Raw genomic sequence first — 12,246 nt, 5'->3', positions numbered from 1 at the left:
GCTGTTTGTTTGTAGTCAACCAGTTATCATCTCCCCGCTCACATAATGTGTTCTTTTCGTCAGCATAGCAAATATGGTCCTTATCAGTTTATGCGCTGTTGCAAATAATGCCTTTTTAAACGGCAATCCCTCATCCCTTCTTTTAGTAAAGTAGGTCTTCAATGGACCTTTTATCCGTATAGCACAGAAAGTCATGAGATAGATAATTCTCCGCAGATGTCTGTTCCCTCTCTTCGAGAGTCTGCTCATCCCCTTAAACGTTCCCGACTCGTGAATAGAGGGATCAAGCCCGGAAAAGGCAATGAAGTTCTTATAGGTTTTATAATTTCTGTAGTCTCCCATCTCTGCCAGGAAGGGTGCTGCGGTCTTGATATTGATACCGTTCATCGATGTAAGGATTTTAAGATCATCCTTCATCGCCGATTCACACCACTGTACCAGCATATCCGTGACCTCATCGAGTCTTTTATTGAGGTAAAGAAGGGTGTCTATCTTCCCCGGTAACAGTTGTTCTATCGCCGGATGAGGAGACGCAATGGAATTATGTGCCGCCTTTAGAATTTCATCTTTTGATTTATAGATCCGAAGCCTTTTGTCTGTGTGCTGGAACGCCTTCATAACGCATTCAGGGTCAGCATCCTTTATGAGCCGTGCAGAAGGGTATTCCCTGAGAAACAGGAGCATCACATCACCGAATACATTACAGATCCTCTCCAGTTCGGGGAAGGTGCTTTTGAGCATCCTCCTGATGTCGTTCTTTTCTGAGCCGATGAGCTTTAGGATAAACTCCCTCTCCCTGGCAATATCCTTCAGATCCTTATACTGGTGGGCAAAGAAACGATCAAGGGAATCTCTCTGTGCCAAAAGGAACCGTGCAATAGTATGGGCATCCTTTTTATCCGTCTTTGTCTTCCTCAGAGACAACTTACTGAAGTTCTTTATCAGCAGGGGGTTTACAACAATCGTGCGGATTTCCTGTGAAGTCAGAAAAGACAAGAGGTTCATATGGTATGAACCGGTGGATTCCATAGCAACCACAACATGAGAGAGATCCTCACTATGAGAAGAGATTGTCTTCATGCATTCCGAAAAACCGTTTCTATCCATGGCAGCTACAAGAGAAAATACCACATTCTCCTTTCCGTCAATACCGCTTACCGAAAAAGAATCCTTTGATACATCAATCCCCACAAAGAGACTATACATAAATACACCTCCATGATATGATTGAAGACAAGGCAGGGGATATGCCTCCCGACCAATCCTCCATGTTTACAAGGGTTCTTATGACCCAACCAACCAAGCAGGGTTCATGGGAGGCAGGGAACACACTACAAAAAGGGTTCGCTCGACCCAGGTGCAAGTCTCGTTCTCCTGCCCCTTTCTTCTTGTTAAATCTAACCATTTTTATTACCTAACATAAATGATGAGTAGGAGGTGTAGCAAATAGTCGACGTCTTCCTTCCTCGTTAGCCTCAATTTCCTTCCATATCGGATAGGATAGATTGGGGTCGGACCAAATCCTTGAGAACATTGGATTATGGATTAAGGATTGATGGATTATCTTCTAACCCTTACTCCTTAATCCATCAACCCTTAATCCACTTTTTGGGCTTAAAGTGCTGTTCTTGGGGGCAATTTGTAACAAAGGTCTGTGCCCTTCATCCTTCAGCCTGCCTCTTTTTTGAGGCCCAAAGACCTGTCAGGTTAAGTTGCTCCAACAGTTGGAGCAATGATATAAATCGCCGAAAAGTCAATACCGACGCTGTTTAACGGGCTTTCGCTCTTAAAGAATTCTCCCGAGATTCGGACGGCAATTGTCCCTCCGCTGTCGGGATTAAACCGTACGGAAGGGATGGGGGCCATACCACCAGCAGGGCAGGAGAGAAACAGCCCTTAAGATACTGTTAAAATCGAAAATATCTTGACTTGATGGCAAAATGTTATATTATATGTGACATAGATAGGCTGTAGGGACTATGAATGATGAACAAAATATAACAAGGGGCCAGTTGGGGAAGATGGAGGCCGGATTTCTTGCCAAGGCAGGGGTTCACCCCACCTTCAGCCTTGCCTTTGCGCGCCAGATATTGGGGCATACAAAGGATGATCCGACTCCTCAATTTCTTGAACGGCTTCAAAGTAAGGGCTGGATACGACGCATCCGACGAGGGCGGTTCGCGGTTGTTCCGCTCTCTTCAGGCGAGGATCGTTCGCCGCAGTTGCATGAGTTTGTGGTCGCCATGGAACTCGTATCTCCGGCGGTGATTGCGTACTGGTCGGCGCTCAACCATCACGGCATGACAGAACAGCTTCCCCGTACAGTCTTCGTGGCTACTGACCATCCCGTACGCCGCCAGCCGAAAGATGTGCTGGGAGTGACCTACAGGATCGTGTCGCTGAAACCGGACAAGATTTTTGGCGTTATGAAGGACTGGATAGACGAGATTCCCTTCAGTGTCACGGATCTGGAGAAGACGATCATCGACGGATTGGATCTTCCGCAGTACGTAGGCGGGGTGAATGAAATCGCAAAGGCATTGACGACCTCATGGAAGATGCTGGATGAGAAGAATCTGAGGATGTACGCCGCAAAAATCGGTAATTCTGCTGTTGCAAAGCGGCTCGGGTTTATGATGGAAACGCTGGGGCTGGGAGACATAGAAGCACTTCGCACAGCGATACCGCGTGCTCCAGGTTTTTCACCGCTTGACCCGACCATGCCGAAGCGCGGGAAATACAACAGGCGGTGGGGTCTTCTGGTAAACACGGAGATACAATCATGATTACGACGACGGAACTGCATCGCGTGGCGGAACAGGAAGAGCTCCGTTTTGATCAGGTTGAAAAAGACTATGTCATACTCTGGCTTCTGTCGGGATTGGCACATTCAGGAGCAAAAGAGCACGGCTGGGTCTTCAAGGGCGGGACATGTTTGAGACACTGTTATTATAAGGGTTACCGGTTCTCTGAGGACATTGACTTCAGCTGCAGGCCCGACGGAAAAAACCTTGAGACATCGCTCCGTCTGCTCGACACGGTTGCCGCGTGGGTTTTGCGGGAATCGGGCATTCGTTTGTCCATGCGTGAGCCTCTGACGGTGTCGGGCGATTTTCAGATTGAGATTCCCGTAGAGTACAATCGGGGTGGGGCGCGACGGCAGGGATTACCACAGGTCAAGGTGCATCTGACCTTTGATGAACCTGTTCTTGATAAAGCGGTTGTCCATTCCGTCAAACCGGGCTATTCCGACCTTTCGGCATTCAGTATTACGACTTATTCCAAAAGAGAAATCCTTGCGGAAAAGATGAGATCACTACTGCAGCAGCAGAAGAAGTGGCCACGTCCGAGAGATTTGTATGATCTCTGGTATATTCTGTGCAAATCAGGAGAGTATTTTTCATGGAAAGAACTGAAACCTCTTTTCGATGAGAAGTGCCATATTCGGGGCATGCAGCCTGATATTAGGGGTCTGACTTCGGACACGCTGCGAGAGTGGAACGAAAAGGCATGGCTCGACCGATTGGGGCCAATGCTGAAAAACACGCCGGATTTTGATCGCCTATGGAATGAATGGGTGAAGACCTTTCACGGGTTGGTAGAGGATATGAAATGAGAGGGGGCGTAATTGGGGTCGGACCAAGCCCTTTAAAAGCAGTGTTGAGTTCTGAGTTTTGAGTGTTGAGTTATAAAAACTAACCCTTTGAATATGGTTTTTGAGTTGAAAACCCAATAATATCGCCTTGAAGTGCTGTTTTTACCTATGAAATGATAAGGTGCATTCAGCAAAAACGCATTTCTGCTAAGGCTACAAGATTTCAAATTGGAAAACCCTTTTACAAAGAAAGGGTAACCTTTTATTCCTGGCATGTGTTTAATGAAAAAAGAGGATTGTAAAACCATTGATAAAAGATGTGACGTCCATAAGACTGGCAGAGATAATCGGTGTTTTATGAGTTTGTATGTTATCTTGAAAGAAGCTCTCACAAAGAATCTTGCCGGTAAATAACATGGCCACATACAAAAGCACATACTATTCAATGGAATTTATCGAAGAAGATGAAAAGATAATCATAATTGTTTTATAATGACCGGAATGAACTGGTGGCAAATAGGGAGTTACCGAAATGTGTTACCGTTGAAGACTATGTTGTTTGATACCGGCCCTTGATCTGGAAATAAGATATTTGCCGTTCTCTACCACAATATCATAAACACAGCAACTGTAAGCCTTTAGAATCAGCCCCTCTCCTGAATAGCTGAAAAATAAAGATATCTAACAATTAAACACAAATATCCCTTGACATTGTTGAGAGTTATGCTTATATATTTCATAGATAGTTATTACTGCAAGGGTTCACACAACAGGTAAGGTCTATTTGCCTGATAATCATAGATATATTCAAACATATCCAAGGAGGTAGTTGAAGATGACTAAGGCAGAAATTGTAGCAAAGGTAGCAGAAAAGGTTAAAGTCACAAAAAAAGTTGCAGACGAAGCATTCCAGACAATCATCGGCTGTATCGAAGGGGCGCTCAAGAAGGGTGAGAAAACAACAATCGTAGGATTTGGGACATTCTCAGTTGCAGAGAGAAAGGCAAGAAAGGGCAGAAACCCTCAGACCGGCAAGGAGATTAAGATTGCCGCAAAGAAAGTGCCTAAGTTCTCCGCAGGTGCGGCTTTAAAGGCAGTAGTCAGCGGAAAGGCAATAGCAAAACCTGCAAAGAAGGCACCGGCCAAACCGAAGAAGAAATAAATGAAGACCAGGCGGGCCTTCGGGTCCGCTTTCTTTTTCTTATCCGGTTAAAGAAAGAAGACCTTGAAAAACTTGTTGTAATACAAATAATTTGTGTTGTAATTTTTTGTCGATAACGCTCAATAAAATAATGGAGGAGTAATATTATGAAACATTTCAAGCATGCAGTATTATTATTGATAGTTTTCTCATTGGCCCTTGTGTTTGTTGGTTGTGCAACACCACCAGATGCTGAGAAATCTGCCGCCAAGGCAGCCGCTGATGCAGCCGTGTCTGCTGGAGCCGACAAGTATGCCGCCGCCGATTTTGGAGCTGCCAAGAGCCTCTGGGACAAAGCAGAATCTCTGATGAACGAAAAAAAATATAAGGAAGCGAAGCAGGGTTATATCGATGCCAAGTCCGCCTTCGAGAAAGCTACAGGGGCCGTCGAAGCAGGCAAGAAGGCTATGACCGATGAGGTAAACACAGCCGTAGCGAGCCTTGAAGATGGCTGGAAAAACCTTGGAGCCGCTGTTAAAAAGGTAGAAAAGAGCCTAAAAGACAAGAAGGATGCCTGGGCCACTGACGCCAAGGCCTTTGAGGAAGGCATGAAAGCAACCAAAGACATGATCGCTTCCGATCCGATCGGTGCCAAGGCAAAAGCCGGTGAACTAAAGGCTATTATCGATAAGTGGGATGCCGCCGTTAAAGAACTCCCTGCCACTCCTGCAAAGGCTGAAACACCGAAAAAGAAATAAATCCGGTCAAAAGGAATTCGAGGCGGTTCCTCGGTTTCCTTGATGATTCATCGTCAAAAAGCGTTCTGTCTTTGATGGCGGAACGTTTTTTGACATTTTATCTCACCCACTCACTGCCAATAAGCCGATATTTCTATCTGGCAGTGCTCTTGAGGTGTACATATGACAATATTTGCCCGGTTTGAGGTTGTGATTATTGCGGAACTCCTGTTTCAGGCATAATATTTAATGGGTTACCGGCAAAAGAGATAATACGATAAATGTCTATCCATATAATTCCAGTCAACAAACTCAGTCCTGAAGCCATACAAGGTGTTATTGAAGAATTTATTTCAAGAGACGGCACTGATTATGGTGAGATAGAGGCTTCTCAAAAAGCAAAATTCAGACAGGTACGACATAAACTTGAAAACGGATTGGCAGTTCTCATTTTTGATGACGTGACTGAGACTATTAATATATTCCTGGCTGATAACCCTATTTTAAAAAAGATTGAGGCATCAACCGAGTGATCAGGAAAGGATACTTATCCCGAATCTTGCCGGTGTCTATATTGATAACTGGCAAAAACATATAGCATATTCAGAAAAGTTGATGAGGAGGTATTGAATTTATGACCACACTACGTTCATTTATGAAATCATTTGACGGATTCTCAATGCAGCCGTTCCACTATATCGTTATCATCGTACTGATCCTGTACATCGCCATATGTTTTGGCAGGATCGCCTCAAAGAACGGAAGAAACCCGATTTTATGGGGTATTCTTTCCATTGTTACTCCCATAAACCTCATTATCCTGGGGTATTGGGCATTCAGCGGCAAAAAGCAGAAGCGTTCACTAAAGTCGGCTCCGAAGAAAAAGGCCAAGAAGTAAACAGCGCGTTATTCCAGGAATGTGCAATTGTATAACGGCTTGTTTTCTGCTCCTGCAAAATACGGCTGTCTTCCTGAAATCCTCAGATGTAAAATTTCCTGCAATGGTGTATAGTTCTATGAATAATCAAGATTGTACGGAATAGATAATATGGTAGCGAGGGCATGAACTATTTTTTAACTGGACACAGCCAATGATAACTGCAGGTATCTATGGGCTCATAGGTGGGGCGGCGCTCTTCATTGGGGTCTTGATTGGCCTCTATATGAAGGTATCCAAAAGGGTGGTAGGGTCTGTCATGGCCTTCGGGTCAGGCGTGCTTATCTCAGCTTTAACATTTGACCTGATGGAGAAGGCCTATCAATTGGGTGGGTTCGATTCGGTGTCGATTGGGTTTATAGCCGGTGCAGTGAAGCTCCCCGCCTTGTAGGCGGGGAGCTTCACTTTTGAAATTTTCTTCTGAGATTCGGACAATAAGAAACGTTTGGCTTATTTCTTCCTGAAAAACAGCCTTATCGGTGCACCCGTAAAAGCATACTTTTCCCTCAGGGAGTTTTCAAGGTACCGTTTGTAATGCTCGGGTATGAGTTCGGGACGGTTGGAGAAGAGGAGAAACGTGGGGGGAGATGTGGTTACCTGGTTCACGTAAAAGATTTTTATCTGATTTCCCTGTACCCGGGGAATGGCAGTCTTTTTCAAAAACCCTTCAAAGACTTTATTCAGGGTGGGTGTAGGTATTATCTTCTGCAACTGGCCGTATATCCTTATGTCTGTTTCAATTATTCTCTCAATATTCTTCCCTGTTTTTGCAGAGGCAAAGACAAGCGGTGCAAAGGAGCAGTGGGGGATCCTGTTCATAACCATCTGCTCGTATTCGTTTTGCCTTGCCTTTTCATTTACGAGGTCCCACTTGTTAATAACGATGCAGAGACCTTTCCCCCTTGAAAGAACCATATGTGCGATACTGGCATCCTGATGGCTTACCCCTTCTGCAGCGTCTATGACAAGGTTTACGACATGCGCCCTCTCGATGGTTCTTATTGCGCTTGAAACAGAATATTCCTCAACCTTCATGGAAATCCTGCTTTTTCTGCGCAGTCCGGCAGTATCGATGAGAATGACGTCTTTGCCCATAAATGTAATTTTTGTGTCCACGGAGTCCCTGGTTGTGCCCGGGATTTCGCTGACGATCATCCTTTCTGAACCGAGAACCCTGTTTGCAATGGAAGATTTACCGGTATTGGGCCTGCCAGCAATGGCAATTAAAATTTCGGATTTCGGATTTCGGATTTCGGACTGATCAGCACCGTTTTCGCTCTGGTCGTCCTCTTTTGAAGTGTTTTCTTGACCTCTCGAACCCTCGAACCCTCGAACCCTCGAACCCTCGAACCCTTGGTCCCCTGACCCTTGACCCCTTGACCCCTTGACCCCTTGACCCCTATCTTTTGACCCCTGACCCCTGACCGGCAATGCCCTGCAAACATCATCCAGCAGCTCGCCAATACCGAGCCCGTGGGCAGCGCTCACCGGATAAAGCTTTCCTGTGCCGAGTTTGTAAAATTCGGTAAGATCGTTTTCTCTCTTTTGCGAATCTACCTTGTTGATCACATAAAATACAGGTTTGCTGTGCTTTCTTAAAACATTCGCAATCTCAGTATCCTGGGGCAATAAACCGTCTTTTCCATCAAGCACGAAGAGGATGGCAGACGATTCGTCCATGGACACGTGAATCTGGCGCTCAACTAATTGAAACATATTGTCTTCAGTTGCAGGCTCGAATCCGCCGGTATCAACAAGGACAAATTCTCTCCCGTCATACTCAAATTCACCGTAGTTCCTGTCCCTTGTAACACCAGGGGTATCCTCGGTGATAGCCTTGCTGTATCCTACAATCCTGTTGAATAAAGTGGACTTACCTACATTCGGACGACCAACTATGCTAATAATAGGCTTCATATACCGCTCCTCAGCGCATACCAGATAGCGTTAAATGCAATTAAGAATTATGCTCCACGCTGTTTTTATCCTTTATACCTTACTACCAGACTCAGAATGAATCCTATAAGCGGAAGTATCATTATAGACTCAAGGGCTACGGGTACGCCAAAATTGTCGGCCACCAAACCGAGAAGGGTTACACCGATTCCACCGGTGCCTATGGCAAAACCCACCATGAGACCGGAGGCAACACCGAGTTTATTCGGAAGAAGCTTCTGTGCCATAACTATCGTTACGGAAAATGTTGATATAAGGAGCATCCCCTGAATACCAAGGACGATAAATATGAGATAGGTCTTTTGGATAAAGGGCACAAAGATAAGGGGAAGGGTTATTGTGGCAAGGAACATGGACAGACGCAGAAATAATTTATGCCCCCACCTGTCCGCAAAGGGTGCGCCGATAAGTGTGCCGGCAGCGCCGCATACGAGATAGACGAATATAAGATTCCCTGCAAATAGCGGATCGCCTTTCAGGTGGTTGATGTAGTAAAAGGGTATGTAAGTGAGCAATCCCATCTGTGTCCAGGACCGCATGACAACAATGGCAATAACAAGAAAAAGCGAGATATAGGCGCCTACCGGGGCTTTGGATGCAGTCTTTTGCTGCTCGGCGTGGGCAAGTCTCGGAATAGCGATTGTTTTTCTGTAATAAATGATAACGGCTGTGCACAGGAGCGATGGCACAACAATAAGAGGGAGCGAAGAAAATCCGAGATACTGGATGATATATATTGCAAAGAGGGGCCCCAGAGAAAAACCAAAATTTCCGCCCACAGAGAAAATAGACATGCCGGTGACGCTCTTTTCGCCGGTAAAAAAGTGAGCAGTTTTATAACCTTCCGGATGATAGGAGGCAACGCCGAGCCCGCTTATCACCACAAGAAAAAGAACAATAAAATAATTTGTTGGAATGGACAAAAGGGAAAACCCTATGCCTGCAGCAAGCAAACCGATGGGTAGAAGCACTGCCTTTGTTTTCCTGTCGGAATAAAAGCCAAAGAGGGGCTGGAGCACCGATGAGGTAAAGTTGGCCATCATCAGAATAACACCGGTCATGGTATAGGAAAGTGAGAGCTTTTCCTTTAAAAATGGCAGGGTGGCAGGAAGCGCGCCCTGGTATATATCGACGACCAGATGCCCCAAAGAGAGGATTAAAAGTACCTTGAAATTAAATTGTTTCATTATTTACAATTTTTCTGAACTGCAGAAGCAGGCGACATGTGGCACCCCATACCCTGTCGCCATTGTAATAAAAAGACGGCACTACCTGTATATTGCCCATGTGCTCCGCCTCTTCCATAACCGGGTTAACACCCATAAGATATTCTACGGGCAGGTTAATGAGGTAGGCAACTTCTACGGGGTTGGTTTTGAATCTGTAAGGGTAAGGGATTATACCCACGTAAGGCGTTATGACAAACCCCGTCAGTGTATGCATATCATCTAATCTTCCAATAATCTCAACATCATTTTTTCTCACACCAATCTCTTCACAGCATTCACGAAGCGCGGTATTCATGACACTGCCATCATCGTCTTCGCACATACCTCCCGGGAAAGAGACCTCGCCTTTGTGCATTCTTACCTCATTTGACCGTTTGGTGAGGACAATGAAGGATTCCTGCTCTTTTTCATATATAGGTATCACGACACCCGCACAAAGGGCTCCGGGGCTTTCCATGGTTTTTGGGTTATACTGTTTTACCTTCTCCCGTATAAGCGAAATCATGTTCTATTAAACTATACAACCGTTGAGAAATCAAATGCAAAAGGTAGCGTCTTAGATGTAATTTTCGAGGAGTAGCAAGAGGGTTTTTTCTACGCTTCCGGGCTCTTTCTGTTCCATTTCCCGGATCTGTTTTTTTATCTTGAAATAGGTGAGTTCGTCATTGAGATCATTGAGCTGCCTGTAGATACCTGCCCTTCTCCCGAACCTGAATACGAGTCTTTGTTCATCGGTAAGCGAGAGGAATTCGTCAATAACCCCCAGTAATTTCTCTTTTTCTTCGGGAAGCTTCCCTTCAACCTCTTCAAGGAGGTTAAGAATATGGTCACTTTTTATGTAACTTGTTATGCCGTTGAGGTGTTCAATAAGGAACCTTTCTTCCAGAAGTATTTCCTCTTCTGTGGAAAGGATAAAATCACCGCTTTCTACCTTTTCATAAAGAGGCATATCCTTGGTCACTTTCAACGTCCTGAAGCGGATAAAATCAGGATTGATAATATTCAGGGCATCGGATGTATCCTGGACATGTTCCTTCCACCATTTCCTGCCGCCCATACCGAGCACTATGTATTCTGAAAGCTCTATCCCCGACGCCTTCACCTTTTCCCCGCACTCAATATGTTCTTCTTTTGTGACACCTTTGTTCATGTATTTGAGGAGAAAGTTGCTCCCCGATTCCAATCCTATGTGGAGTCTCGTGAGACCGGCATCCTTCATCCTTTTTAAGTTGTCAGCGGTAAGCCTCTTTGCGATGGTCCGTGAGCGGGCATAGGATGTTACCCTGTCAATGGAAGGAAACATTTCTTTCAAATAGGTAAGTGCAGCGATAAAATCTTCGGGGTTCATGGCTAAGGAGTTGGCATCCTGGATGAAAACGTTTTTCCCGCCGAAGTAGAGCCACACGGCGATACTTTTATAACATTCGTTATAGGCATTACTTGAGAAAATAGATTCGGCAAGAGGTTCGGTGATTTTACCAGCAAACCCCTGTTTCCGGGATAAGTCCATAATATCGTCGTATATGGTCTTTATTGTATCAATATCTCTCCTGACCTCATCCAGTGTCCTTTTTTCGAATCTTCTTCCCTTGTATACATGACAAAAAGCGCATTGATTCCATGAACAGTTTCTTGTGAAGCGCACAAGCAGGCTGTATGCTTCGTTCGGCGGTCTTATGGGACCGATTTCGTACCGCAGGGTATTACTCATTCTTTTCGACGTGTATCGGGAATACGGGGGTTGACGTCTTAGACATGACTTTTTTTCTCTTTTTTCCTGAAGCCGTTCTTTTCCTTTTCCTTATCAGTTCCGTTTTTTTTGTGTTAGATGGCATGGTTACCTCCTTTTTGTTCGCTTATCATAGCACATTACCCCTCTGTATTCAAATTAAGATGCATAAGTCAATTTGAACATAAAAGATAAATAGATTAAGATATTGAGATATTTGAGAAGCTTTCTGTTTGTGGTATATTTTTTCTGACAAAAATCACGGGAGGGAAAAATGAAGGCAATGGCATTGAATAGAATCAGCAGGCTTCCGGAGGAAAAGAACCCTCTGTCTCTTGTCGATCTTCCTGTCCCTGTACCGGAAGACGAGGAGGTTCTTGTCAAGGTTTCTGCCTGTGGCGTATGCCATACCGAACTGGACGAGATTGAGGGCAGGACTCCCCCGCCACAATTTCCCATTGTCCTCGGTCATCAGATTGTCGGGAACATTGTAGAGACAGGTAAAAGTGTAGGCAAACTGAAGATCGGGGACAGGGTTGGCATTGGCTGGATACATTCTGCATGCGGGAGATGCGGATTCTGTCTCAGAGGTGACGACAACCTCTGCGAACAATTTGAGGCAACCGGCAGGGATACCCATGGCGGTTATGCCGAGTATGCTACTGTCCGGGAAGGCTTTGCTTTCAAGATACCTGATGCCTTTACTGATATGGAGGCGGCACCGCTTTTGTGTGCAGGTGCAATCGGGTACCGTTCTCTCAGGCTTACGGGCTTGGAAGACGGGGACAATCTCGGTTTGATCGGCTTTGGCGCCTCGGCCCATCTCGTAATACAGATGACACAACATAAATATCCACACTCAAAGATTTTTGTCTTCGCGCGGAGCGAGGGAGAAAGGGCCTTTGCGCGCGAACTGGGCGCT

General features: G+C 45.3%; 14 protein-coding genes. 8 read left to right on the top strand and 6 right to left on the bottom strand.

What is annotated here, in order from left to right:
• Positions 1-15: 15 nt before the first annotated feature.
• A complete protein-coding gene (locus NTX75_13585) occupies positions 16-1,206 on the bottom strand; it encodes an IS110 family transposase (protein ID MCX5817247.1) in 1,191 nt (396 codons plus the stop codon).
• A gap of 773 nt (positions 1,207-1,979) precedes the next feature.
• On the opposite strand from NTX75_13585, the gene NTX75_13580 reads away from it, so the two are divergent.
• The 7 genes from NTX75_13580 (at position 1,980) to NTX75_13550 (ending at position 6,801) form a co-directional block, all read left to right on the top strand.
• On the top strand, positions 1,980-2,786 hold the full coding sequence (locus NTX75_13580) for a hypothetical protein (GenBank protein MCX5817246.1): 807 nt from the start codon (positions 1,980-1,982) through the stop codon (positions 2,784-2,786).
• Positions 2,783-3,616 carry a nucleotidyl transferase AbiEii/AbiGii toxin family protein gene (locus tag NTX75_13575; protein ID MCX5817245.1) on the top strand — a complete coding sequence of 278 codons (834 nt, stop codon included), beginning with the start codon at positions 2,783-2,785 and terminating at the stop codon, positions 3,614-3,616. Before NTX75_13580 ends, NTX75_13575 begins: the two co-directional genes overlap by 4 nt.
• 814 nt (positions 3,617-4,430) lie before the next feature.
• Positions 4,431-4,757: an HU family DNA-binding protein gene (locus NTX75_13570; protein MCX5817244.1), complete on the top strand. Its 327-nt coding sequence runs from the start codon at positions 4,431-4,433 to the stop codon at positions 4,755-4,757.
• A 146-nt stretch (positions 4,758-4,903) separates the two neighbouring features.
• Positions 4,904-5,494: a hypothetical protein gene (locus tag NTX75_13565; protein MCX5817243.1), complete on the top strand. Its 591-nt coding sequence runs from the start codon at positions 4,904-4,906 to the stop codon at positions 5,492-5,494.
• 260 nt (positions 5,495-5,754) lie between these two features.
• Positions 5,755-6,006 (top strand): YheU family protein, encoded by a 252-nt coding sequence (locus NTX75_13560; protein MCX5817242.1) that lies wholly within the window; start codon positions 5,755-5,757, stop codon positions 6,004-6,006.
• Between the two features lie 101 nt (positions 6,007-6,107).
• Positions 6,108-6,371 carry a hypothetical protein gene (locus NTX75_13555; protein MCX5817241.1) on the top strand — a complete coding sequence of 88 codons (264 nt, stop codon included), beginning with the start codon at positions 6,108-6,110 and terminating at the stop codon, positions 6,369-6,371.
• 193 nt (positions 6,372-6,564) lie between these two features.
• On the top strand, positions 6,565-6,801 hold the full coding sequence (locus NTX75_13550) for a hypothetical protein (protein ID MCX5817240.1): 237 nt from the start codon (positions 6,565-6,567) through the stop codon (positions 6,799-6,801).
• A gap of 59 nt (positions 6,802-6,860) precedes the next feature.
• On the opposite strand, the gene der is transcribed toward NTX75_13550, so the two are convergent.
• The 5 genes from der to NTX75_13525 form a co-directional block, all read right to left on the bottom strand.
• Positions 6,861-8,327, bottom strand: a complete 1,467-nt coding sequence (der, locus tag NTX75_13545; protein ID MCX5817239.1) for a ribosome biogenesis GTPase Der — start codon at positions 8,325-8,327, stop codon at positions 6,861-6,863.
• Between the two features lie 65 nt (positions 8,328-8,392).
• Positions 8,393-9,553, bottom strand: a complete 1,161-nt coding sequence (locus NTX75_13540) for an MFS transporter (protein MCX5817238.1) — start codon at positions 9,551-9,553, stop codon at positions 8,393-8,395.
• Positions 9,540-10,100: a CoA pyrophosphatase gene (locus NTX75_13535; protein MCX5817237.1), complete on the bottom strand. Its 561-nt coding sequence runs from the start codon at positions 10,098-10,100 to the stop codon at positions 9,540-9,542. Before NTX75_13535 ends, NTX75_13540 begins: the two co-directional genes overlap by 14 nt.
• Positions 10,101-10,151: 51 nt before the next feature.
• Positions 10,152-11,306: a radical SAM protein gene (locus NTX75_13530; GenBank protein MCX5817236.1), complete on the bottom strand. Its 1,155-nt coding sequence runs from the start codon at positions 11,304-11,306 to the stop codon at positions 10,152-10,154.
• The gene (locus NTX75_13525; protein MCX5817235.1) at positions 11,299-11,430 is read right to left on the bottom strand and encodes a hypothetical protein; all 132 of its coding nucleotides are present in this window, start codon (positions 11,428-11,430) and stop codon (positions 11,299-11,301) included. The genes NTX75_13530 and NTX75_13525 overlap by 8 nt, the downstream gene beginning before the upstream one ends.
• Before the next feature lie 168 nt (positions 11,431-11,598).
• Here NTX75_13525 and NTX75_13520 point away from each other — a divergent pair.
• Positions 11,599-12,246, top strand: a 648-nt coding sequence (locus NTX75_13520; GenBank protein ID MCX5817234.1) for an alcohol dehydrogenase catalytic domain-containing protein, incomplete at its 3' end; no start/stop codon positions are given.

It is taken from the genome of Pseudomonadota bacterium (genome assembly GCA_026388315.1).
In the GTDB taxonomy this organism is placed as follows: domain Bacteria; phylum Desulfobacterota; class Syntrophorhabdia; order Syntrophorhabdales; family Syntrophorhabdaceae; genus MWEV01.
The sequence above is the reverse complement of the archived record's forward strand: the minus strand, read 5'-3'. Positions and strand labels throughout refer to the sequence as shown.

Bases quoted from the DNA above. Each gene is read 5' to 3' on its own strand.
- NTX75_13585 (MCX5817247.1), bottom strand. From the start codon at position 1,206: ATGTATAGTCTCTTTGTGGGGATTGATGTATCAAAGGATTCTTTTTCG.
- NTX75_13580 (MCX5817246.1), top strand. From the start codon at position 1,980: ATGAATGATGAACAAAATATAACAAGGGGCCAGTTGGGGAAGATGGAG.
- NTX75_13575 (MCX5817245.1), top strand. From the start codon at position 2,783: ATGATTACGACGACGGAACTGCATCGCGTGGCGGAACAGGAAGAGCTC.
- NTX75_13570 (MCX5817244.1), top strand. From the start codon at position 4,431: ATGACTAAGGCAGAAATTGTAGCAAAGGTAGCAGAAAAGGTTAAAGTC.
- NTX75_13565 (MCX5817243.1), top strand. From the start codon at position 4,904: ATGAAACATTTCAAGCATGCAGTATTATTATTGATAGTTTTCTCATTG.
- NTX75_13560 (MCX5817242.1), top strand. From the start codon at position 5,755: ATGTCTATCCATATAATTCCAGTCAACAAACTCAGTCCTGAAGCCATA.
- NTX75_13555 (MCX5817241.1), top strand. From the start codon at position 6,108: ATGACCACACTACGTTCATTTATGAAATCATTTGACGGATTCTCAATG.
- NTX75_13550 (MCX5817240.1), top strand. From the start codon at position 6,565: ATGATAACTGCAGGTATCTATGGGCTCATAGGTGGGGCGGCGCTCTTC.
- der (MCX5817239.1), bottom strand. From the start codon at position 8,327: ATGAAGCCTATTATTAGCATAGTTGGTCGTCCGAATGTAGGTAAGTCC.
- NTX75_13540 (MCX5817238.1), bottom strand. From the start codon at position 9,553: ATGAAACAATTTAATTTCAAGGTACTTTTAATCCTCTCTTTGGGGCAT.
- NTX75_13535 (MCX5817237.1), bottom strand. From the start codon at position 10,100: ATGATTTCGCTTATACGGGAGAAGGTAAAACAGTATAACCCAAAAACC.
- NTX75_13530 (MCX5817236.1), bottom strand. From the start codon at position 11,306: ATGAGTAATACCCTGCGGTACGAAATCGGTCCCATAAGACCGCCGAAC.
- NTX75_13525 (MCX5817235.1), bottom strand. From the start codon at position 11,430: ATGCCATCTAACACAAAAAAAACGGAACTGATAAGGAAAAGGAAAAGA.